General features: G+C 68.2%; 19 protein-coding genes. 10 read left to right on the forward strand and 9 right to left on the reverse strand.

Going from position 1 to position 21,407, the window contains the following annotated elements; translation table 11 throughout:
- Window positions 1-157: 157 nt before the first annotated feature.
- Window positions 158-1,444 carry an NAD(P)H-dependent oxidoreductase gene (locus IE262_RS37535; protein ID WP_134041465.1) on the forward strand — a complete coding sequence of 429 codons (1,287 nt, stop codon included), beginning with the start codon at window positions 158-160 and terminating at the stop codon, window positions 1,442-1,444.
- Between the two features lie 61 nt (window positions 1,445-1,505).
- Here the strand turns inward: IE262_RS37535 and IE262_RS37540 are convergent, their stop codons facing one another.
- The 4 genes from IE262_RS37540 to IE262_RS37555 all read right to left on the reverse strand — a co-directional run bounded on the left by IE262_RS37540 (window position 1,506) and on the right by IE262_RS37555 (window position 5,274).
- Complete coding sequence (locus IE262_RS37540) at window positions 1,506-2,663, reverse strand: dTDP-dihydrostreptose--streptidine-6-phosphate dihydrostreptosyltransferase (RefSeq protein WP_134041463.1); 1,158 nt, start codon at window positions 2,661-2,663, stop codon at window positions 1,506-1,508.
- 17 nt (window positions 2,664-2,680) lie between these two features.
- Window positions 2,681-3,280 (reverse strand): phytanoyl-CoA dioxygenase family protein, encoded by a 600-nt coding sequence (locus tag IE262_RS37545; RefSeq protein WP_134041461.1) that lies wholly within the window; start codon window positions 3,278-3,280, stop codon window positions 2,681-2,683.
- Between the two features lie 17 nt (window positions 3,281-3,297).
- On the reverse strand, window positions 3,298-4,143 hold the full coding sequence (locus IE262_RS37550; RefSeq protein ID WP_134041459.1) for a glycosyltransferase: 846 nt from the start codon (window positions 4,141-4,143) through the stop codon (window positions 3,298-3,300).
- An 84-nt stretch (window positions 4,144-4,227) separates the two neighbouring features.
- Window positions 4,228-5,274 carry an inosamine-phosphate amidinotransferase 1 gene (locus tag IE262_RS37555; protein ID WP_134041457.1) on the reverse strand — a complete coding sequence of 349 codons (1,047 nt, stop codon included), beginning with the start codon at window positions 5,272-5,274 and terminating at the stop codon, window positions 4,228-4,230.
- Window positions 5,275-5,829: 555 nt separating this feature from the next.
- On the opposite strand from IE262_RS37555, the gene IE262_RS37560 reads away from it, so the two are divergent.
- The 4 genes from IE262_RS37560 (at window position 5,830) to rfbB (ending at window position 10,278) form a co-directional block, all read left to right on the forward strand.
- A complete protein-coding gene (locus IE262_RS37560; RefSeq protein ID WP_189880043.1) occupies window positions 5,830-6,966 on the forward strand; it encodes a DegT/DnrJ/EryC1/StrS family aminotransferase in 1,137 nt (378 codons plus the stop codon).
- Window positions 6,967-7,030: 64 nt separating this feature from the next.
- Entirely contained in the window at window positions 7,031-7,990 is a 960-nt protein-coding gene (locus IE262_RS37565; RefSeq protein ID WP_134041453.1) for an aldo/keto reductase, read from the forward strand.
- A 193-nt stretch (window positions 7,991-8,183) separates the two neighbouring features.
- A complete protein-coding gene (locus IE262_RS37570) occupies window positions 8,184-9,251 on the forward strand; it encodes a glucose-1-phosphate thymidylyltransferase (protein WP_134041451.1) in 1,068 nt (355 codons plus the stop codon).
- A 37-nt stretch (window positions 9,252-9,288) separates the two neighbouring features.
- Complete coding sequence (gene rfbB / locus IE262_RS37575; RefSeq protein ID WP_189880045.1) at window positions 9,289-10,278, forward strand: dTDP-glucose 4,6-dehydratase; 990 nt, start codon at window positions 9,289-9,291, stop codon at window positions 10,276-10,278.
- Window positions 10,279-10,385: 107 nt separating this feature from the next.
- On the opposite strand, the gene IE262_RS37580 is transcribed toward rfbB, so the two are convergent.
- Window positions 10,386-11,552, reverse strand: coding sequence for a ParB/RepB/Spo0J family partition protein (locus IE262_RS37580; protein ID WP_373305230.1), 1,167 nt, complete (start codon window positions 11,550-11,552; stop codon window positions 10,386-10,388).
- Window positions 11,553-12,186: 634 nt separating this feature from the next.
- Here IE262_RS37580 and rfbD point away from each other — a divergent pair.
- Window positions 12,187-13,116, forward strand: coding sequence for a dTDP-4-dehydrorhamnose reductase (gene rfbD / locus IE262_RS37585; RefSeq protein WP_134041447.1), 930 nt, complete (start codon window positions 12,187-12,189; stop codon window positions 13,114-13,116).
- Window positions 13,117-13,161: 45 nt separating this feature from the next.
- Here rfbD and rfbC read toward each other — a convergent pair whose 3' ends face one another.
- Together rfbC and IE262_RS37595 are read right to left on the reverse strand one after the other, a co-directional pair.
- Window positions 13,162-13,764, reverse strand: coding sequence for a dTDP-4-dehydrorhamnose 3,5-epimerase (gene rfbC / locus IE262_RS37590; protein WP_134041445.1), 603 nt, complete (start codon window positions 13,762-13,764; stop codon window positions 13,162-13,164).
- Between the two features lie 91 nt (window positions 13,765-13,855).
- The gene (locus tag IE262_RS37595; RefSeq protein ID WP_229877937.1) at window positions 13,856-14,692 is read right to left on the reverse strand and encodes a phosphotransferase; all 837 of its coding nucleotides are present in this window, start codon (window positions 14,690-14,692) and stop codon (window positions 13,856-13,858) included.
- 248 nt (window positions 14,693-14,940) lie between these two features.
- On the opposite strand from IE262_RS37595, the gene IE262_RS37600 reads away from it, so the two are divergent.
- Together IE262_RS37600 and IE262_RS37605 are read left to right on the forward strand one after the other, a co-directional pair.
- Window positions 14,941-15,729: an inositol monophosphatase family protein gene (locus tag IE262_RS37600; protein ID WP_229877939.1), complete on the forward strand. Its 789-nt coding sequence runs from the start codon at window positions 14,941-14,943 to the stop codon at window positions 15,727-15,729.
- 119 nt (window positions 15,730-15,848) lie between these two features.
- On the forward strand, window positions 15,849-17,123 hold the full coding sequence (locus tag IE262_RS37605) for a DegT/DnrJ/EryC1/StrS aminotransferase family protein (RefSeq protein ID WP_189880053.1): 1,275 nt from the start codon (window positions 15,849-15,851) through the stop codon (window positions 17,121-17,123).
- A 6-nt stretch (window positions 17,124-17,129) separates the two neighbouring features.
- On the opposite strand, the gene IE262_RS37610 is transcribed toward IE262_RS37605, so the two are convergent.
- Window positions 17,130-17,774: an HAD family hydrolase gene (locus tag IE262_RS37610; RefSeq protein WP_229877940.1), complete on the reverse strand. Its 645-nt coding sequence runs from the start codon at window positions 17,772-17,774 to the stop codon at window positions 17,130-17,132.
- Between the two features lie 643 nt (window positions 17,775-18,417).
- Between IE262_RS37610 and IE262_RS37615 the strand changes: the two genes are divergently transcribed.
- A complete protein-coding gene (locus IE262_RS37615) occupies window positions 18,418-18,702 on the forward strand; it encodes a transposase (protein ID WP_268249652.1) in 285 nt (94 codons plus the stop codon).
- A 1,180-nt stretch (window positions 18,703-19,882) separates the two neighbouring features.
- Here IE262_RS37615 and IE262_RS37620 read toward each other — a convergent pair.
- Window positions 19,883-20,803: a LysR family transcriptional regulator gene (locus IE262_RS37620; protein ID WP_189880055.1), complete on the reverse strand. Its 921-nt coding sequence runs from the start codon at window positions 20,801-20,803 to the stop codon at window positions 19,883-19,885.
- Between the two features lie 102 nt (window positions 20,804-20,905).
- On the opposite strand from IE262_RS37620, the gene IE262_RS37625 reads away from it, so the two are divergent.
- On the forward strand, window positions 20,906-21,397 hold the full coding sequence (locus IE262_RS37625) for a GNAT family N-acetyltransferase (RefSeq protein WP_189880056.1): 492 nt from the start codon (window positions 20,906-20,908) through the stop codon (window positions 21,395-21,397).
- The last annotated feature ends 10 nt before the right edge of the window (window positions 21,398-21,407 follow it).

Here is a 21,407-nt window from a genome sequence, read left to right on the forward strand (position 1 = left end):
CTCTCACTGGGTTTTCCTTTCTTCTCTGGCCCTTACCAACCGGGGAGTTGTCCATGCTGATTCACGAATTGCCCCTGGCCGGTACCTCACCAAGTGGCTTACCGGTCCTTCCGGGCCATTTCGGCCCGGCGGCATGCCTCTCCGGGAGGAGGTCGCGATGATCATCGTCGACAGCGCGCTGCGCAGGCGTGCCGAGGAGCGACGGCCGATCAGGGTCGGCATGGTCGGCGCCGGGTTCATGGGGCGCGGCCTGGTCCGCCATATCGTCCGCTCGGTGCCCGGGATGCGGGTCGCCGCGATCGCCAACAAGACACTTGCGAACGCCGAGCGCGCGTACACCGAAGCGGGTCTCGAACCGCTGCGGGCACGGCATGCGGAGGGCATCGAGGCCGCCGTGGCCGCCGGCCGGCCGGTGGTGACGGAGGACGCCTTCGCGCTGCTCGCCGCCGAAGGCATCGACTGCCTAGTCGATGTGACCGGCGCCGTGGAGTTCGGCGCCCGGGTCACCGTCGCCGCCGTCGAGCGCGGCCTTCCGGTCGTCACGATGAACGCCGAACTCGACGGGACCGTCGGCCCGTTGCTCGCCCATCGCGCGCGCCGCGCCGGGGTGCTGCTCACCGCGGCGGATGGCGACCAGCCGGGGGTGCAGGGAAATCTGCTGCGCTTCGTGCGCAGCCTCGGTGTGACTCCGCTGGTGGCGGGCAACGTGAAGGGCTTCCAGGACGAGCATCGCACGCCCACCACTCAGCAGGTCTGGGCCGACCGCTGGGGCCAGAACGTCAATATGGTCACGAGCTTCACCGACGGCACGAAGGTCTCCTTCGAGCAGGCCATCGTGGCGAACGCACATGGCCTGACCGTGGCCCGGCGCGGCATGTACGGCCGCGAGTACACCGGGCACATCGACGCGCTGTCGCAGGTGTACGACGTCGACGAACTCCGCGAACTCGGCGGGGTCGTGGACTATGTGATCGGCGCCCGGCCCGGCCCCGGCGTCTACGTGCTCGGCACGCATGACGACCCCCGGCAGCGGGACTACCTGGAGCTGTACAAGCTCGGCAAGGGGCCGCTGTACAGCTTCTACACGCCTTACCACCTCTGTCACTTCGAGGTGCCTCACACGATCGTGCGGGCGGTCGACTTCGCGGACGCGGCCCTGACCCCGCCGGGCGGGCCGCGGGTGGACGTGGTCGCCACGGCGAAGCGCGACCTGAAGGCCGGAGACATCCTGGACGGCCTCGGCGGCTACGACACCTACGGCGTCGCCGAGTCCCATGCGGCGACCCGCGCGCAGCGGCTGCTCCCGTTGGGCATCGCCGAGGGCTGTGTGCTGCGCCGGGGCGTCGCCATCGACACGGTGCTCACCTATGACGACGTCACGCTGCCGACGGGGCGGCTTATCGACGAACTGCGCAAGGAGCAGGACGAGCTGTTCCCCGCCTGACGGCGCGACACGACGACGCCCGGCCGCACACAGCGGCCGGGCGTCGTCGTGTCGCGCCGTCTCACCCCAGCAGGGCACGCCATCGGGAGTCGGTGACGTCCACCCCGGACGAGGAGAGCTTTCCGCGCAGTCGCTCCCTGAGCTCATCGAGGGTGACGTCGGCTTGCCGCAGGCTCGCCGCGAGCCTCAGGCTGCGCGAGCGGTAGCCGTCGGGGGCGTCGTCGCGGGCGTTGAAGTCCTCCAGGAGCAGCGCGTCGATATGCGCTGACCAGGGCAGTTCATGACGGCCGGCGGCCAGCTCACCCGGGCGCAGCCGGTGCCAGTACGAGATGCCGCCCGCGTGCACCAGCTCGGGCGCGAACACCTTCGTGCCGGGGTAGCTGTGGAAGTGGGCGACGCGCCATCCTGCGGCGAGCGCCATCAGCTGATAGAGCATCAGGCCGTCGAAGACGACCCGGATGACGGCGTTGCCGTTCTGGGCGTGGTGGTAGCGCTCGTGGCTGCGCACCTCACGGCCGTCGTCGAGAACGTCGAGCAGGCCGCCCTGCGGAAACGGCAGCCGGTGGCCCTCCAGGGCGAGCACCTGGGCGAGGGCCGCCTCGTGGTGCGGCTCGATCAGGCGGGCCAGAGCGCCGTCGATTTCCTTCTCCGGGCCCGGCGGAATGTAGGCGTACGCGGCGGGAGAGACGGGCCCGCCGATGGCCCGTTCGATCTCGGGGCGGGCCCGCGGGTCGAGCGCCATGAACGGCGGTGCGGCCAGCGGGACCGGCCCGTAGGTGAAGGGGCCGCTGACCGCCACGCCCTCCGTCAGCGCGTCGGTGCAGCGGGTGAACCAGTCGGCCTTCGTGACGAAGCAGTCGCAGTCGACCATGCCGAAGGGCCGGTCGAGATTACGCAGCAGAAGCTCGAAGATCTCGTGGCTGCCGACCCGCTTGTCGATGTCGAAGGCGGGAAGCCCTCCGCTCATGGTGTCGCGCACCGCGGCCTCTTCCCGTGTCAAGTCGCTGCAGACGAACGCGACGTTGAGCCCGGGTGGTACGAAGCGCAGGAAGTGGCGTGTGACATGGAGCAGCCCGGAGGTGAAGAAGCAGAACCACACCGGCGCGCCGGTGCTGAGTCCGGACAGGAAGTGCTGGAACCGCTGGTCCTCGGCGAGCAGTGCCTCGTCGTAGGAGGCCGGCGCCGCGGCCGCGTCGGTCGGGTGTGTCGTCGTGTTCATTCCAGGCCCCAGGCGGTTCAGAGAATGTCCCAGTAGTCACCGAGCAGGAACGGCATCCCGAAGGACACCGACGTCCGTTCGTTGGGCCGGTAGCGGTCCCGGGGGATGGTGCGGAAGTCCATGCTGACCCGGCTGTGTTCGGTGTCGTTGATGACGTTGCCGTGCCAGGAGTTGGCGCCGTCGAAGACGATGACGTCTCCGTACTCGGCGTGCACCGGCTCCTTGTCTATCCACAGGGTGTTGCTGCCGTAGGCGCTGGTGAGCGGCACCCAGTAGTTGACCTCGGCCGGGTCGTGGCCGAAGTCACGGTCGCGGTGCCACTCGCCCACGGCGAGGGAGTTGCGCAGGTGCACGCGGAAGGTGGGCACCCGCTGCACGTAGTGGCTGTCCGCGTCCCGGCCGAGCAGTTCCTGGGCGAGCTTGCGATAGAGGGGCGCGACCACGTCGATGTTGTCGTAGAAGCGCCGGTGGTACGGAGTGCTCTGGTCGGTCTCGCGCGTGGCGACCTGATCGCTGGCCCCCAGGACCGCCAGGTCGTCCACCGCCATGAGTTCGCGGACCGTCTCGACGAGCGGGATCTTCTGGACGTCGTAACGCAGCCGTGTGTATGCCGCCATGGTCTGTGATCGCCTCCTCAGTGTTTCATCCGGCCACGCAGCCGCGTGCACCGCCGGTACCAGCCGTCCACCAGGGAGTCGACGGCCGGATCACCGGTCTCTCCATCGCTCGTCTCGAACCCCCGGCCCGCCGCACGCAGGGCGAGGCGCCGGGCCGCGACCCGCGCCGGCAGCGCCGGTACCGTCAGCTCCTCCAGACGGCTGCCGATCCGTTCGAGCGGGCTGAGGTCGAAGAACTGCCTCTGCCAGCGCAGCTCGTTATAACGCCAGTCCTTCAGGCCGTTGAAGCCCCGCCCGGCGTTGTGGTGCATCACGTCCTGAAGATCCTGCACCGCGACGCGCTTGCCTGCGGCGCGCACCATGCTGGCGAGGATGACGCCGAGCCCTTCGAAGCCGCGGTAGCGGCCGACAGGGAAGCGGACGTTCTCAATCACCCAGCGGTTGACGCACAGGATCGCATCGTCTACGGCGTGCACCTCGTACCTGTCGCCTCCGTAGTCGTGCACGCTGGCGTAGTCCGTGATCCGGCCGCGCCGGGTCGGCCTCTCGTTCCACCAGGCCAGGGAGACGGTGTCGGATCCGCCGATGGAGCCGAGCACGGCGACGGACTCGTCCTGGAAGACCTCGGTGACCACCTCGGCGGGGTTCTTCCGCAGTTCGATGTCGTCGTGGAGCATCACCAGGCCGGTGATCTCCGAGTGGGCGGCCGCCTGGTCGAACATGGCGTTGTACGCCTCGAAGAGGGACCTCTGGTTGCGCATGGTGTACAGCGGGCTGCCCGGAACCCGGACGCGTTCGATGCCGGGACGGCAGATACGGTCGAACAGGTCGGACGGGCCGACGCAGACTCCGTAACCGATCACGTGGTCAAACCTCCTGTCGCAGCGGGAGTTGGGGTCGTGCTCCGTGCGGTGCCCCCGGACGCCGCCGCAGGACCGGACGGCGGGTCAGAAGCGGTACGTCTCCAGGGAGCCAGAGCGCCGGACATCGAGGGTGGCGCAGTGGAAGCCGCCGCCGAGGGTGCGGGCGTGGGTGAGCTGCAGCGGCAGGACGTCCATGCCGTGCTTCTCCAGAAGCTTGATCAACGCCGTCTGACGGCGGTCGACAACGGCAAGATCGGGGCGCACCACGAGCAGGTTCATGCCAATCCACACGGAACAGTGCGGCTTGTCGCCCGTGAAGCCAATGTCCACGAGTTCCGGGCAGGTGATGTGCTGCCAGGAACGCAGGAAGTCTGGCATGTTGTCGTCGTTGACCCGCGCCGGGTTGGTCAGGACCAGGCCCGGGCGCAGCGGCACGATCGTGGAGTCGACGTGGGTGGAGGCGTACAGCTTCCGGCAGGGGTGGACGGTGTAGGCGTCGCCGACCGCGGACTGCAACCATTTCGCGCCGAGTTCGTTGCCGCTGTCGGAGACCAGGTACAGCAGGTCGGTGCCGAAACGGAGCACGTTGGCCGCGTCGAAGACCGGCTCGATGTCCAGGAGCCGTTCTCCCGCCTCCGCTTCAGGGGTGTACATGGCATCAGTGAGCCGCGGCTTGGGGGCAGAGATCCACCGGCTGCCGCTGGCGAAGTACTCCAGCAAGATGTCCTTGTACGCCAGGGACTCCAGGAAGCGGGCGCGCAGCGCCATCGGGGTCTCGATGACCGTCTGGCCCACGGCGAGCAGGCCGTCGCGGGGGCAGTAGTCATGGAAGCCGTCGGTCTGCCAGTCCGGGGTGGTGAGCAGCGCCGCGTTGTCCCGCGGTGCGGGGCGCCGGACGGTGACGCCGAGTTTGGTGAGTTCCTCGCACAGGACCTGCAGTTCGTCCTCGGTCTCCTTGAGGACCCGGTCCGGGTAGGGGCCGGAGGGAACCTGGTCCTGGTTCGCGTAGTCCCCCGCGTACTCCACGGCGAAGACGCTGCGATCGGCCCGGGGAACCCGCGCTCCCTGCGCGGTCCCGACGATGATCTCCTCCAGTGGATCCCATTCGTTGTGCACACTGACCACACTCATGGCATACCTCCATTGTTAGCGGGACACGGCTCTGCAGGTGAACGCGGTCTCGCATGGAATTCCGACTGGAAAGCGGTGCGAAAGCGACGCAAGATGTGACGGCAGGCTCGTTGGCGACCGGCTTCAGAAATTCTCGCGGGCACCCTCACGGACCCGACGAGCAGTCCGCACGTTAGCATCGCAGCCAATCTCCACGAAATGCCGTTCAATTACCGCGTTCGACTGCTTCTCGTCTCCAGTCGAACGCCCGCAGGACGGTCACAGCGTCAGCACCACGCACCGGTGCGCCCGGTGGCGGCGATTTGCTCCCGCCGACTGTACGGCGCAGGTCACCGGCAGCACCGGCGACGCCTGCCCGTGCCTCGTGGCGCCACCCCTTCCAGCACGCCAGCCCTTTCCGGCGAACCCATAAAGATTCTTCCGCAACGGCCCCCGCCGTTTCAGCGAGTTGAGGAATTTCCCCGCCCCCGACAGCATGGTTCGCGAAGCCGGATCTCCTCGCATTCTCAGGGAAGTTCGGTTTTCTGGCGTCCAAGAAATCGAAGGGTGTGCAGCGTGAGCGCTTTTCAGGATTTGCCGAGGTGGCCCCAGCTGGCGGACAACGACATCGAGGCGGCGGTCGCCGCCTTGCGTTCGAACCGCCTGGCGGGGTCGGGCAACAGCACGGTCCAGGACTTCGAGTCGGCCCTGGCCGCGGGGCAGGGCGTCGAGCACGCGGTCGCCGTGTCCACGGGCACGGCAGCAGTGCACCTGGCACTGCACGCGCTGGACGTCGGGCCGGGCGACGAAGTGATCGTGCCCACCCACACGTTCATCGGTTCGGCGAGCCCGGTCACCTATCTGGGCGCCCGCCCGGTCTTCGCCGATGTCACACCCGACACGCACTGCCTGGACCCCGACTCCGTCAAGGCACTCCTCACCGAGCGCACCAAGGCGATCGTGGCGGTGCACATCAACGGCTGTGCCGCGGACATGGAGGCCCTGTCCGCGGTCGGAGCCGCCGCGGGCGTTCCGGTGATCGAGGACATGGCGCAGGCGCTGGGCACCCGTTCGGGCGGGCGCCCTGTAGGCGGGTTCGGGGACCTGGCGTGCGTCAGCCTCTTCGAGCAGAAGGTGATCACGTCGGGGGGCGAGGGCGGCGCCGTCCTCACGAACAATCCCGGCTACGCGGAGCGCTTGCGCCGGCTGCGCAGCCACGGCGAGGGCCCCATCAAGGGCCGCCCGGGCCTGATCTGGGCCCACGAGGTGGGCTACAACTACCGGCTCACATCTGTCCAGGCCGCGATCGGCCTCGCCCAGCACGCCCGTCTCCAGGAGCTGGTCGAGGCCCGCAGGCACAACGCGGCCCGGCTGTCCGAGCGACTCGCGGGCGTCGACGGGCTCGAACTGCCTGTGGAGCCGGCGGGGACCACGCACGCGTTCTGGAAGTACGTGGTGCGCGTGGTGCCCGGCGAGGGACGCCCGCCGGCCGCGGAGATCGCGGCGACGCTGCGCTCGCGCGGCGTGCCGGTGCTGCTGCGCTATCCCTTCCCCCTGCACAAGCAGCCGGCCTTCGCCGAGCACCAAGGGGTGTCGCTCCCGGTGGCGGAGCGCCTCTCGCAGGAGCTCCTTGCGCTTCCGTCGCACCCGGGCCTGGTGGAGGGGCACCTAGACCACGTCGCGGACGAGGTCCGCCGGGCCGTCGCCCCGTGATCTGACCCGTGCCGCGTCAGCCGCGGCACGCCTCTTCTCCTGTCCGACGACCTCTGGAGGGCATGTGTCCACTGCCTCTCACCCGGCCGCCGAGGCGGCCTCCCCGACCACCGGCAACCAACCGCCCGTGCTCCTCGGCACGTCCGCCTTCGGCCAGAACGAGCGCGCCTTCCCCGTGTACGACGCGTACTGGGAGGGCGGCGGCCGCGCGTTCGACACCGCGTGGCTGTACGGCTACGACTACGGCCCGGGCTGCTGCGAGCGCGCCTTCGGCGCCTGGGCCGCCTCCCGGGGCGTCGAGAAGGAGGTGTGGGTGCTCGCCAAGGGAGCGCACACACCCGAGTGCCTGCCCGACCGGATCGAGCCCCAGCTCAGGGAGAGTTTCGAGCGGATGGGGCGCGAGAACGCCGCTCTCTACATGCTCCACCGCGACAACCCCTCGGTGCCGGTCGGTGAATTCGTGACCGTCCTCGCGGAGTTGGTGGAGCGCGGCGTTATCGGCGGCTACGGCATGTCGAACTGGCCTCTGGTCCGGGTCCAGGATGCGGTTTCCTACGCCCACGTACACGATCTGGTGCCGCCCACCGGGGTCAGCAACCAGTTCAGCCTCATCGACATGGTACGGCCCATCTATCCGGGAACGCTGAGCGCCAAGGACCCGCGGTGGCGCTCCTGGCTCGCCGAGAACCGCATGTGCCTGTATCCGTGGGCGAGTCAGGGACGTGGCGCCCACGCCCTCGCGGACCCGGAGGAGTTGCGCACCGGCCAGCTCGCGAAGTCCTGGCACAGCCCGGCCAACCTGGAGCGGCTGCGCCGGGCCGCGTGGCTCGCCGAGCACAAGGGCGTCTCGTCGACGGGCCTCGCCCTGGCCTGGACGCTCTCCCAGCCGTTCCCAGTCGTGCCGTTGATCGGGCCGCGGCAGCCGCAGGAGGTGCGGGACTCGCTGGCCTCGGCGGCGCTCCGCCTCACCGAGGCGGAACGGGACTGGCTGGAAACCGGAAAAGGGACAATGCCCCCGGTGTGACGCGCCCAAGGGCGGGACGGTGAGGCCATCTCCGTCCCGCCCCTCCACCGTGGCGCCTCGGTCACGTTCGACTGCAGAACATTCTCGATTGAACGCGCTCACCCCCCTGAGTTCCGCCGGGAAATCATCGTATTATTTCGCCGACTAACCTTTCGTGATTACCTCTGACTGCCAGTAGAGCAGGGAGAATTCTATGAAGGCGCTCGTATTGGCCGGGGGGTCGGGCACCCGCCTTCGACCCATCACTCACACATCTGCGAAGCAACTGGTTCCGGTAGCGAATAAACCCGTACTCTTCTATGGGCTTGAGGCGATCGCTGCGGCCGGAATAAAGAACGTCGGCCTGATCGTCGGGGATATGTCCGGTGACATATCGGAAGCCGTGGGAGACGGCTCGAAGTTCGGCCTCAGTATCAGCTATATAGAACAGCGCGAGCCGCTGGGGCTCGCCCACGCCGTCCTCATTTCCCGCGACTACCTGGGCGAGGACGACTTCGCGATGTACCTCGGAGACAATTTCATCGTGGGCGGCATCGACGAGCCGGTCCGGGAGTTCCGCAGAGACCGGCCGGACGCGCACCTCCTGCTCACCCATGTCTCCGATCCCCAGTCCTTCGGCGTGGCCGAACTCGACGCCACCGGACGGGTGCGCGGCCTGGAGGAGAAGCCGCGGCACCCCAAGAGCGACCTCGCCCTGGTCGGCGTCTACCTCTTCTCCCCCGCGATCCATGAGGCCGTACGGGCCGTCAAGCCGTCCTGGCGCGGCGAGCTGGAGATCACCGACGCCGTGCAGTGGCTGATCGACACGGGCAAGGACGTGCGGTCCCGGCAGATCACCGGCTACTGGAAGGACACCGGCAACGTCAGCGACATGCTGGAGGTGAACCGGCTGGTCCTGGAGACAATCGACCCGCACTGCGCCGGGCACGTCGACGAGCACAGCGACCTCGTCGGACGGGTCCAGGTCGACGACGGCGCCGTCGTCCGCAACTCCCGTGTCGTGGGCCCTGCGGTGATCGGGGCCGGCTCGGTCGTCGTCGACTCCTACGTCGGCCCCTTCACCTCCATCGGGGAGGACTGCGTCATCGAGGACAGCGAGGTGGAGTTCTCCATCGTGCTGCGCAGGGCCTCGCTCTCCGGCGTACGGCGAGTGGAGGCCTCGCTCATCGGGCGGCATGTCCAGGTGACGTCGGCGCCGCCTGTGCCGCACGCCCACCGGCTGGTCCTCGGGGACCACAGCATGGCCCAGATCTCCTCCTGAACCCCGCCCCCGAACGTCCGGAAAGCAGAGCCGTTCCATGACCACACGTCTGCTCGTCACTGGTGGAGCCGGTTTCATCGGATCCCACTACGTCCGTACGCTCCTCGGCCCCGAAGGCCCGCCCGATGTCGCCCTCACCGTTCTGGACGCGCTGACCTACGCGGGCAATCCCGCCAACCTCGACCCCGTGCGCCATGACCGGCGGCTCACCTTCGTGCACGGTGACATCTGTGACGCGCCTCTGGTCGACCGGGTCATGGCCGAGCACGACCAGGTCGTCCACTTCGCCGCGGAGTCCCATGTGGACCGCTCGCTGCTCGATGCCTCTGCGTTCGTCCGCACGAACGCCGGGGGCACGCAAACCCTGCTCGACGCGGCGCTGCGGCACGGTGTGTCGACGTTCGTCCACGTGTCGACCGACGAGGTCTACGGGTCCGCCGAGGACGACTCGTGGGACGAGGAGGAGCCGCTGCGGCCCAACAGCCCCTACTCTGCTTCCAAGGCCTCGGCCGACCTGCTCGCCCTCGCCCAGCACGTCAGCCACGGCCTGGACGTGCGGGTCACCCGCTGCGCCAATAACTACGGTCCCTATCAGTTCCCGGAGAAGCTCATCCCACGCTTCCTCACCTTGCTGATGGACGGGCACCGCGTTCCCCTCTACGGCGACGGTCTGCATGTGCGGGAGTGGCTGCACGTGGACGACCACGTACGCGCCATCGAGGCGGTCCGCACCCGGGGCCGCGCCGGCCAGGTCTACAACATCGGCGGCACCGCGCTGACCAACCAGGAACTGGTCGGCCTGCTCCTGAAGAAGTGCGACGCCGGGTGGGACAGCGTCGAGTACGTGACGGACCGCAAGGGCCACGACCGCCGGTACGCCCTGGATTCCGGCCGGATCCGCCGTGAGCTCGGCTTCGTACCGGCCACCGATTTGAGCACCGGTCTGGCCGAGACGCTCGACTGGTACCGCGCCCACCGGTCCTGGTGGGAGCCGCTGGTCGGACACCGCGCGCCGTACAGCCGGTGAGGCCCCGCTGGCCCGAGGAGGGTCGGCCGGGCAGGTGCGAGCCGAAGACGCGCGCGTCGTCACGATGCGCACCCGGCGCCGTCCCGGCCACCGGCCGACCCGTCACGTCACCGGCGGACGGTGATCTTGGCAGTCGCACCACTGCGCCCCCGGGACTCCAGGGCCGACGTGCGGCCTCCGGCGCAAGGGTCGGCATCGAGGCCTGCGGGGACGCCCCGGTCGCCGGGGTCCGCAGCCGTGCCGCGCTCCTTGCCGTCCTCAAGGACGGATTCCAACTGCTCGGCGACCTGCTGCCAGGTCTGGGAGCAACTTCGCGCCAGTGCGGCGACGGCGCCGATGCGGTGCGCCGGCACGTTGCGCAGGAGCCGTTCCCAGTCATGGCGGCGCACCGCTACGACCGTGAGCCAGCGCAGCAGCGCCCTGCCGTCCTCGGTCAGCCGCATGGAGGGGTCACGGCTGAGGTGCCGCAGCATCAGCCCGCGGGAGGGCTGGTCGGCGGCCGGAGCGTCGTCCTGCAGCGGCGGACGGACGGAGACCGCGCTCGGCTCCGGCTGCCCACGCTTGCCTTCGGGGACCGGCCCCTCCCCCCGCTGCAGCCGTTTGCGCACGTCGGAGACGGTACCGAGGGACACCCCAGCCTGAGCGGCGATCTGACGCAGCGGGGCCGAAGGGTTCTCCTGCATGAGCCGGGCGGCCAACCGCCGCCCCTCAGTGAGGTCGAGAGGACGGGCCCGGCCGTCCCGGCCGATCCTGACGTTCTGCTTTGGGAGTTCCTCGGACGAACGAGCGCGGATGCCTCCCACCGTCTTGGCCGACAGGCCGGTGGCCGCCCCGATCGCCCGGTCCGACCACAGGGGGTGGCTGCGCAAAATCCGCTCCGCGGCCGCCTTCCGGTCCTCCAGGCCGAGTGGCAGTCCGTGGGCGATATTGGATTCCACGGCGAGGATGAAGGCGTCCTTCTCGTCGCCGTGGAATAATCGGACGTCGATCTCGGTCGCACCCCGGAGTTCCGCTGCCCGCAGTCGATGCATGCCGTCGATCACTCGCATCGTGGCAGGCATCACGATGATCGGCGGAAGTGCCGCCTCGGATTCCGCGAGGGCCCGGATATGGGCCGCGTCCTCCCCTGCGCTGCGCGGGGAGTCGGACGGCCGGAGAGAAGCGATGGGTACCTTGACGACTTCGGATAACCTTCCGTCATCGCTTTCCGAGCTTTCTGGGATTTTATGGGGGAGGTCGTGGGCCTGAAATCTGTCAACAGAACTGAGCTTCACTCCATACCCTTCGATCGCAAAGGTACATTCCAGTGCAGCAGCAAGCGCCCGCCCGCAGCGCCCTCGATAAAGGGCTATCACGCGTCGCCACAAAGGTAAAGTAGTTGTTAAATGGCCGAAATGGCCGCCTTGCTCGGGGACTCCAGAACCGGCATCAGTGGATGTTCCACGAGGAGCGTGCAAGGAAACCGTCAACATCCGGCCCTCGCCCCGGGCGTATACGATCCATTTCGGCCGCCCAGCGGCCACGGAATAGACCGCATCACAGAGTGATCCTTACGGTTGAACATACCCAACGAGAGAGAATCGGCCACCTGCCGTACGTTTTCTGCCAGTGGGTGCGTAGGGGACGCCTACGCCGCACGTCCGGGCCACTTAAATCATCCGATAGGTAACGACAAGGGCCTCGGGCACGGCCGGAGAAACAAACTCGGCGGCTACTCACGTGCGCGCTTCATCGCCCATTTCGCGGCCTCTCGCATTTCGTCACTATGCTGTGGGGCTCACCGAACGGGACATGGTGGGGCGGCCCCGCTGCAAACTCGCGGCGCCGGCGAAAACAGCGTGGGATACGGCGCAGCCGGCGATGCCCCGCCCGCCAGTCGCTCCAGCCGCCCCAACGGAGGTCATCGCCATGCCCCTGCCCCCAGGCACCAGCTGGCTCGTCACGGGCGCCACCGGCATGCTCGGACGGGAGCTCACGGCGCGCCTCGACCGCCGGGGCATCCCGGTACAGCAGCTCGGTCGCGACGTCCTGGACATCACGGACCCGGCACGGGCCCGGGCCATCATCACCCAGCACCGGCCCGCGGTGCTGGTCAACTGCGCGGCGTGGACGGCGGTTGACGCCGCGGAGACCCAGGAGGAGCGCGCCATGGAGGTCAATGGCGCGGGCCCGGGACACCTCGCCCGCGCCTGTCGCGCCACGGGCACGCGGATGCTCCAGTTGTCGACCGACTACGTCTTCGCCGGGCACGCGGATCGTCCGTATCACGAGGACGACCCGCCCGGGCCGCGCACGGCATACGGCAGGAGCAAGCTCGCCGGCGAACAGGCCGTCCTGGACACCCTGCCGGACAGCGGCTATGTGGTCCGGACGGGATGGCTCTACGGCGTGGGCGGCACGAACTTCGTCTCCACGATGATCCGCCTGGAGGCCGAGCAGGATTCCGTCCTCGTCGTCGACGACCAGCGCGGCGGGCCCACGTGGACCGGCGATCTCGCCGAGCGGCTGATCGAGCTGGGCACCGCGGCACTGCGGGGCACGGCACCGCCCGGCGTCTATCACGCCACCAACTCGGGCCATACGACCTGGTACGGCCTTGCCCTGGAGACCTTCCGGCTCCTGGGCACCGACCCCGGCCGGGTCCGCCCCATCAGCAGCAGGGAGCTGGCCCGCCCTGCCGAACGGCCTGCCAGCAGCGTGCTCGCACAGGGCCGGTGGCGGGAGCTTGGTCTGGGCCCCTTGCGTGACTGGAGCGGCGCGCTGGACGAGGCCTTCCCCGCGCTGCGCCGCGCGGCCGGCCGGACGGGCGGGCCGGAGCGCCGGATACCGACGCGCTGAGCTACCCGCCCCCAGCCTCTCTCATGCCTCCAGGCAGTCAGGCCCTCAGGCCGCCGAGCGCCGCCGCAGAGCCTGATGGAAGGTCACGCAGGTGGTGAAGTCGGGCAGGAGCCCGCGCCGTTCCATCTCCGCAAGCCCCGGGGCCGCGCGGTCCTTCTCCGACAGGATGAGCTCGATCCCGTCCGGCCACTCGATCCCCAGGCGCGGGTCAAGCGCATGGACGGCATGCTCCCGCTCCGGCGCATACCCCTCGGACGTGAGATAGACGACGGTGGCGTTGTCGCAGAGGGCCATGAAGGCGTGTCCGAGCCCCGCCTCGATATAGACGCTGCGCCGCGCGTCATCCAGCAGCACCGTCCGCCAGCTGCCATAGGTGGGCGAACCGACCCGGATGTCGACCACGACATCGAGTACGGCGCCGCTTAGGCACGTGACGTACTTGGCCTGCCCCGGAGGGACATCGGCGAAGTGCACGCCCCTGACGACCCCCTTCCGCGAGACGGAGCGATTCACCTGCGCGACGGCCACGTCATAGCCGAGGTCCTCACTCAGCGCCCCGCGCCGGAACATCTCCTGGAATTCACCTCGCTCATCGCCGAATGCCTTCCTCTCCAACAGCCAAGCGCCTTCCATATCGAGCGACTGCATTGCGGAACTCCTCTCGACAAACCGGGTTGATGCGCGTGATCAGGGCGCGGCCCCGCCGGGAGACCGACGAGGCTGGCTCACCACCGTTCACTCAGCCGCCTGGGAGGTAGCGCAGGAGCCGTCGCCACATGGCGCGGTCGTCGGCGTCGCCCACGTGCGGCGCGGTGAACCGTGCGGCGTACTCGGCGATCTCGGCGAGCTGCCAGCGCAGCTCGTAGAACCGCAGGAAGGCGGCCCGGCCGCCGGGCCTCGCACCGAACGCCCTGGCCACAGCGGCCCAGTCCCGCTCCGGCGGGGCCCACATCATGCCGCCCCAGTCCAGGATGTCCACCCCGGCGCCGAACAGGACGTTGGCCGGGCTTGGATCACCGTGCGTCAGGGCGGGCCGCTCGCCCTCCCACAGCTCGGTGCAGCGAGCCGCTGCCTCCGCCGCCTCCCGGCGCAGCGCGGCCAGGTCGTGCCAGCACCTGCTGACCAGCCCGGTCAGCCGGTGGCCGTACGGGCCGAGATCGCGCGCCTCCGCGCTCAGCGCCGAGCACAGCGCCTTGTCGAGGTCCGACTCGAAGGGCAGGCAGAAGTCCTCCGTGGGGACCTCGGCGGACAGTTCGGCCGGCGAGGAGAAGCCGTGCACTTCCTTCAACCGGCCGATGAGCTCCTCCAGTTGGGCGGCGCTCGGAGCCACGGGCGCGGCGGCCGCCGCCCTCTCCACATAGGGGAAGACCACAACAGGGAGCCCCGCCAAGCCGTACACCACCCTACCGTCCCGCCCCGCGAGCGGAGCGAGCACGAATTTCTTTCCGGACTCCCGCAGCAGCAGCGCGGCTTCATAGGCACCGGGAAAATGACCGCCGATGTCACGGCGTACACTGATCCACAACGCGCCATATCGGTACGACCAACTGTCTTCGCCGAGCGGAAAGAACTCCATCGAGTCCATTCCCTGCTCAATGTGCACGACGTCCTGGAAGTTCTCCGCGACAAGCCGATGAAGACTCCGGCGTTCCACGAGCTTATTTTCCAAGAGCATGCCAAAGGCTAACATCGCTGCCCTCCGGAGCGCCTGGTTCAACGGCCGCAAGAGCCAGGCCTGTTGACCACGACGACAACCAGCGGCAGATTGAGGGTGGGTCGATGGAAACCGATAGCGATCTCCTTCTCGCGCACCATCTCGTGGATATGGCCGATGAGATTTCTTTGCGCTATTTCAGCCAGCGGCCCGCCTCGCGCCGGAAGGCCGACGGAAGCCCGGTCAGCGAGGCTGATCTCGCCGTGGAGAAGGCCATGCTCGCGGTGCTTGCAGCCGAGCGGCCCGAGGACGCAGTGCTCAGCGAGGAGAGTGGCACGAGTCCGGGGTCCGCACGCCGCCGCTGGATCATCGACCCCATCGACGGCACGATTCCGTTCCTGGCCGGTCGGCGCGACTGGGGCACCCACGTGGCCCTGGAGATCGACGGCGAGCTGCGGCTCGGCATCCTCAGCCGACCCACCGAGGGCATGCGCTGGTGGGGCAGGTACGGCTCGGGGGCGTACGCATCGCCCTCCTCACAACCCCTGGTCGGAGCCAGTCCGTTGAGCATCACACCGGCCACGGGACGGCTAGGCCAGGCGCGGGTGGGCGGCTTCCTCTTCCCCGGCTCCCCGTTCCTCGCGGTCCAGGACCGGGTGCGCTGGGCCGACTCGGCCGTGTGCCTGGTGGCCGACCTGTTCCAGGGAGACGTGCAGGGAATCGTCGATGAGGGCGGCCACGTGTGGGACCGGGCCCCGGCGGCCCTGCTGGTGCGGGAGGCCGGTGGAATTGTCGACGACCTCTGTGGCGGGGACCGGATCGACCGGCCCTGGCTCGTGTACGCCGCGGACGGTGTCGCGGCCCAATTGGCCGCACTGGTACGCAGTGTTGCCGACACCGCCCAGGGCTCCCGTGCCGCCGCCGACGGCACCAGTAGCCCTGGGCGTTCGAGTGCATGACTTCCGCACTCGAACGTCCCGCAGCACCGATTCGGGAAGACGGCACACTATGGCGAACGTCTACCAAGCTGCGTAAATTCCAAGGCATTCCGTCGCCTCCCTGAAGGACGAGGACAACCATGGGAAATTCCTTGGCAATCTCCAGTGGGACTCCGCTGACCGACCGCGAGTGGCCGCGCTGGCCACAGCCAGGAGACCGGGCACTGAAAAACCTTGAGGACGTATTGACGAGCGGCAGGTGGACCATCAGCTGCGCGTATCAAGGGCGGCAGTCCTACGAGCAGCAATTCGCCGAGTTATTCGCAGAATACTGCAATTCCACTCAGTGCGTTCCGGTGGCGACGGGAACCTCCGCTTTGGCCATCGCCCTGGAAGCCAGCGGGGTCGGCGCCCAGGACGAAGTGGTGGTGCCCGGCCTGAGCTGGGTGGCGTCCTCGTCGGCGGTGCTCGGCATCAATGCGGTGCCGGTCCTGGTCGACGTCGACCCGTCGACGTACTGCCTGGATCCTGCAGCCGTGGAAGCGGCCATCACGGACCGGACCCGGGCCATCAGTGTGGTCCATGCCTACTCGGCCGTCGCGGATCTGCACGCGCTCCTGGACATCGCCGAGCGCTACAGCCTGCCCCTGATCGAGGACTGCGCGCACGCACACGGCGCCCGGTACAGCAATTGGCCGGTGGGCGCCTTCGGCACCGCCGGGGCGTTCAGCATGCAGGGCAGCAAGCTCCTGACGTGCGGCGAAGGCGGGGCGGTGGTCACGGACGACCCCGAGGTCGCGGCCCGCGCCGAGCACCTGCGCGCGGACGGCAGGGTCCTGCGGCGCGACGCCGTGGGCGTGGGCGAGATGGAGCTGAAGGAGACGGGTCAGCTGATGGGCAGCAACGCCTGCCTGTCCGAGTTCCACGCGGCAGTTCTCCTTGACCAACTCGACCTCCTCGACGAGCAGAACGCCCGCCGCAGCAGGTCCGCTGCCCATCTCACCGACCGCCTCACCGCGTTGGGCCTGACCCCGCAGCAGACCTCGGTCGGAACGACCGAACGGGCCTACTACCGCTACGCAGTACGCCTTCCCGACGAGGTCCTGGCCATCGCCCCGGTGGCGCGCATCGCGCAGGCCCTCACCGCTGAACTGGGCTTCGCCGTCATGCAGACCCATCAGCCGCTCAACGACAACCCACTCAACCGCCCGAGCACGCGCCGCAGGTTCTCCCTCGGCCCCGAGTACACAGGGCGTGTGGACCCGTCCCGATTCGAACTCCCCGTCGCCAAGAGCGTCCACGAGTCCGTGGTGACGTTCGGCCACGAGGTGCTTCTGGCGCCTCTTGAGGCGATCGACGACATAGCGACGGCATTCGAGAAGGTCCTCGCGCACGCCGGGGAGCTGGCCGCCTGACGGACGTCACTGCACGGAGGTCGGTTTCGGGTGGCCGTAGACCAGCGACCTGAGCCGACCGGCAAGTACATCCGGCGTGGAGACGTGCAAGGTGTGCAGTCCGAGCGCGGCTCCCGCCCGCAGGACCGGGCCGCGGTCGTCCACGAGCAGCGTCTCCTCGGCCACGGCCCGGCATCGGCGCAGCGCCTCCGCGAAGAACGACCGCGCCGGCTTCACCCGGTGGATCCGCCAGGACGAGCAGAGCACGTCGAACATCGCGAAATGGCCGTACCGCTGGTCCTTCAGCCGGTCCCAGTGCTCCCCCTCATTGTTCGTCAGCACCATGGTCAGATCCGGCCGCTCCTCCCGGATCTCCCTGAGTGCCGCGAAGTTCCCGGCATAGCTGCGCACGCTGTCCATGTACGTGCGATCCAGCCACGCGGTATCGAGCGTGCGGCCGCCCGGTCGCGACCGGACTCCCAAGAGCTGTTGAAACACGTGGTGCACGTGCTTGCGTCCGGCCTCGTAGACGCGCGCGGACGCCGTGGCTCGCCAGGCGAGTTCCTCCCGGTCCAGGCCGTACCGGTCGGCCACGCGGGCCAGGAAGTCCGTCTCTTCGTTGATGTTGTTGTAGAGGACCCCACCGGCATCGACGAACAAAGTGCGGATCAACGGTCCACCCTTTCCACACCGCCCACAGGAACAAAGCAGAGCGACCATACGTCCGCAGGCGTGGCGGCGGTGACCGTTCAACAACTCGCGCAGGTTCGACGAGACACACGGCTTCACCGTAGGCGAAAACACCGGGATGCTGGCGGACGATGACACGGATCCCGAATTCGTCGACGAGCTTGCAACTCCGGGACTCGTCACACAGGTGGCGCAGCCGCCCTGGAGACCGCAGAAAGTGTGCAGAGGGGGCCCTGGGACGAGCTCACTCCCGCACCGCATGCGGCGTGCGCGCCACGGCGCGTCAATGCTGCCCGGGTGCGGCTCTCGGAGTTCAAGACCCAACGTGTTGGCCATGGCGTCCTGATTCGAACCAGGGTCGTTCGTTTGGCAGGCCCCTCTGCTGTGAGGCGGTAGACGCAGGGCTTGGAATGTAGAGCAAAGCGTCCAGCCCCCACTCGCACAGCACCACCAGCCGTCCACAGCACCGACTAATGATGTGACTTACCGCCCAGGCGAGTGACCCGACCGCCAACCGAGACACACCCGCACACTGAACCCACTACGTCGACACCCGCATGTTCAACACCCTGCTGCGGCACGTCCGGGCCCTCGGCGAGCGCACCGCCGCCGAGCTCAAGCAGCGATGGCGCACCCTCCAGTACGTCACGCTCAGCCCCAGCCGGATCGGCGACATCGCCCGCGCCGCCCTCGTCCTCAACAGCACCGCATCGCCCGCAAAAGTATTGAGCCCTCACACCGACTCGGTCGGCACCGCTGGGTCGTCGAGCGCACGGTGTCCTGGCTGGCCGGCTGTCGTCGACTGCACCGCCGCTACGAGCGCAAGGCCGAGCATTTCCTGGCCTTCGTCGGCATCGCCTCAGTCCTCATCAACTATCGCAGGCACACCTCAACTGAAACAATGCGTTAGGGATCGACAGCAACGGCCCCGTCGGTGAACATCCAAAGGGGCCGTGATGGTCAATTGGGCGTCAGCGCCGGTCGGTTGGTGGGCTAGCACCCACCAACCACGAGGCCGACGGCCGCCGTAGCGTACGCGTGCGAGGTGCCGCATACGAAGCTAACGGCCGTCTGCTTCAATCTACGTCGCGGTGCAGGGCGCCCCCGCTCCCCGTCACGCTGAGACCACCGCGGTCACACCGCGACCATTCGCATGGTTCCCCAGCCCCAACTACCGGCCATTGTTCCACCATAGGCGCCTGCCTGCAGGTACACGCGTCCGTCCCGGGCCAAACGACCCGTCTGCTTGATCGTTGCTCCCTGCCCGCCTCCCTGCTGCCCTTCGCTGCAGGGCCCCGTCACATACCGCCAGCTTTCGGCATTGGACCGAAAGCCAGGCTCCATTCCTGCGACGGCCCCGCTTCACGGTGGCAGTAGGAATACACCGAGCCTGACAGTTCATACTGATCACCGATCCGAGTGACCGTACCCGAGATCTCCACGCGGTACACGTTCACGGTGAGACCGCTGCTGTCGTAAGTCACTCGGAAGTCCTCCGTGGCGGCAGCCGCGGGGTTGGTCCCGCTCAGCGTGACAACCATCGCTGTTACCGCACAGAGCACAATCCGGACTACAGCCCGAGCCGGCCCTAACCGCCCATTGCCTGGACGTCATCACCCCTCCAGAGGAGTCGAAGAAGGTCAGAACAACTCGCTGGGGACTGCACGAACTGAGAGCCAATACTGCGCCTGCCGTGATCAACAGACAGAAACGCTTGACCACCCCTCCCTCCGGGACGAACCACAATGCCCCACCACGTCCAGTCCCGGACCTCACCCTGCCCGCCAAGGCCCTGGGCATACCCGAACATGACAGGACAACCCCCAGGGGTGACGGAGGGAAGCGTCAGTTCGATGCGACCGGGTCACCAGCCAGGCTGAGGGAGTGACCGTCTTTGCCACATGGCATGGTCCCGGCAACTGCGGGAGCAAGCTGGCCGCCACGGTCCGGTGAAATCTCACCAAATTAAACAGCGCCTAAGAAGTTGCGCGGATAGGAGCGTTTCACGGCGGTCGGCTTGAGCTGTTATCCCAGCGGTGAGTGCTCCAGGTGCGGCGGATGAGGCTACGCGCGGGTGCTCGCTCAGCAGGTCAACGTGTTCTCGCCGTCCGGCCGTGGCCGCGACCTGTCACGGACTCAGATGCTGCGATGAAGGCTTGCACGAGGGGACGGTTGTCTCCTCGGCGGGTGGCCATGAAGATCCGGCTCGCTGTGGGAGGCCCGTCGAGTTCGAGACGTTGGGCGCCTTGGGGGAGCAGCGTCGTGACGCTGTAGGGGGCGATGGTGACGCCAAGGCCGGCGGCGACGAACATGATGATGGTGTGCCAGTTCGAGCACTCTTGCGCGACCTGGACGTCGATGCCGGCATCCCGCAGTGGCTGCGTGTTGAGGTCGAACGCTTGAGCTCCTGCTGTACGCGGGAACAGGATCAGCGGGTCAGTGGCCAGCGCCGTTGCTTGCACATGGTTACCCCGTGCGGCGGGGTGCTCGGTGGGGATGACGGCGACAAACCGTTCCGTCGTCAGCAGGGAAAGGTCGATGCCGTCTCGCTCCTCAGCGTCCCGCACGATCCCGACGTCGGCTGTACCCCGCTCCAGGGCCGCCAGGACATCGACAGTGAAGCCGTCGTGCAGCTTGATCTGGACGTCTGGGCGGCGGCGGGAGAATTCACGGAGCCGTTCGCTGACGATCGCGGTGGCGGAGGTGATGAAGGCGACATCCAGGCGGCCGGCCTCGCCGCGCCCGACACGGCCGGCCTCGTCGAGGTCGGCCGCCAGACGGCCCAGAAGGTCGCTCGCCCGTGGCTGGAACGTCGCTCCCGCCTCTGTGAGGCGGACGCTTCGGGATGTCCGCCGGAACAGCTCAACCCCGATAACCTTCTCGAGCTGCCTGATCTGCTGGGACAGGGCCGGCTGGGCAATGTTCAGCCGCTGGGCAGCACGACCGAAGTGGAGTTCCTCAGCTACAGCCAGGAAGTACCGCAGATGGCGGAGTTCGATTCGCTGATCCATAGCTCAAACTTATCGATAGAGGCTACTGCCTGTATTGGACATATGAGTGAGTGGGGCCGGAGGCTGCTAGCGGGAAGCTGCACCGGAAAGGAAACCTGCCTCATGCCGTACACCTCTGCCCCGACCGTGGTCTCCTCGATCGCCTCACAGAGTGATGCCGACGCGTTCAGCGCGCTGAACGAGGAGTGGATCTCGCGCCTGTTCACCCTGCAGGAACAGGACCGGGCGGTTCTCGGAGATCCGTTCGGCCGCATCGTGGGCCCGGGCGGCGACGTGCTCCTGGCACGCGAGCCGGGCAGCGGCACCGTCGTCGGATGCGTCGCGCTTCTGGCCTACCCGGAAGCCGTGTTCGAGCTGGCGAAGATGGCCGTGGCCCCCGCCGCGCAGAGACGCGGCATCGGCCGCCAACTCATAGCCGCAGCGATCGACCGCGCCCAGGCACTCGGTGGGGCTCGGCTGTTTCTCGGCACGAACAGCAAGCTGGCTGCCGCCATCCACCTCTACGAGGAAGCCGGGTTTGTCAGGATCACCCGCGACCGTCTCCCGGTGACCGACTATTACGCCCGCGCCGACACCCTCATGGAACTGAAGTGACGCCCCGCTG

The organism is Streptomyces bluensis (assembly GCF_014650715.1).
Taxonomy (GTDB): domain Bacteria; phylum Actinomycetota; class Actinomycetes; order Streptomycetales; family Streptomycetaceae; genus Streptomyces; species Streptomyces bluensis.

Coding starts and splice junctions, on each gene's coding strand:
- IE262_RS37535 (WP_134041465.1), top strand. CDS start 158: ATGATCATCGTCGACAGCGCGCTGCGCAGGCGTGCCGAGGAGCGACGG.
- IE262_RS37540 (WP_134041463.1), bottom strand. CDS start 2,663: ATGAACACGACGACACACCCGACCGACGCGGCCGCGGCGCCGGCCTCC.
- IE262_RS37545 (WP_134041461.1), bottom strand. CDS start 3,280: ATGGCGGCATACACACGGCTGCGTTACGACGTCCAGAAGATCCCGCTC.
- IE262_RS37555 (WP_134041457.1), bottom strand. CDS start 5,274: ATGAGTGTGGTCAGTGTGCACAACGAATGGGATCCACTGGAGGAGATC.
- IE262_RS37570 (WP_134041451.1), top strand. CDS start 8,184: ATGAAGGCGCTCGTATTGGCCGGGGGGTCGGGCACCCGCCTTCGACCC.
- rfbB (WP_189880045.1), top strand. CDS start 9,289: ATGACCACACGTCTGCTCGTCACTGGTGGAGCCGGTTTCATCGGATCC.
- rfbD (WP_134041447.1), top strand. CDS start 12,187: ATGCCCCTGCCCCCAGGCACCAGCTGGCTCGTCACGGGCGCCACCGGC.
- rfbC (WP_134041445.1), bottom strand. CDS start 13,764: ATGCAGTCGCTCGATATGGAAGGCGCTTGGCTGTTGGAGAGGAAGGCA.
- IE262_RS37595 (WP_229877937.1), bottom strand. CDS start 14,692: ATGGAGTTCTTTCCGCTCGGCGAAGACAGTTGGTCGTACCGATATGGC.
- IE262_RS37600 (WP_229877939.1), top strand. CDS start 14,941: ATGGCCGATGAGATTTCTTTGCGCTATTTCAGCCAGCGGCCCGCCTCG.
- IE262_RS37605 (WP_189880053.1), top strand. CDS start 15,849: ATGGGAAATTCCTTGGCAATCTCCAGTGGGACTCCGCTGACCGACCGC.
- IE262_RS37615 (WP_268249652.1), top strand. CDS start 18,418: ATGGCGCACCCTCCAGTACGTCACGCTCAGCCCCAGCCGGATCGGCGA.
- IE262_RS37620 (WP_189880055.1), bottom strand. CDS start 20,803: ATGGATCAGCGAATCGAACTCCGCCATCTGCGGTACTTCCTGGCTGTA.
- IE262_RS37625 (WP_189880056.1), top strand. CDS start 20,906: ATGCCGTACACCTCTGCCCCGACCGTGGTCTCCTCGATCGCCTCACAG.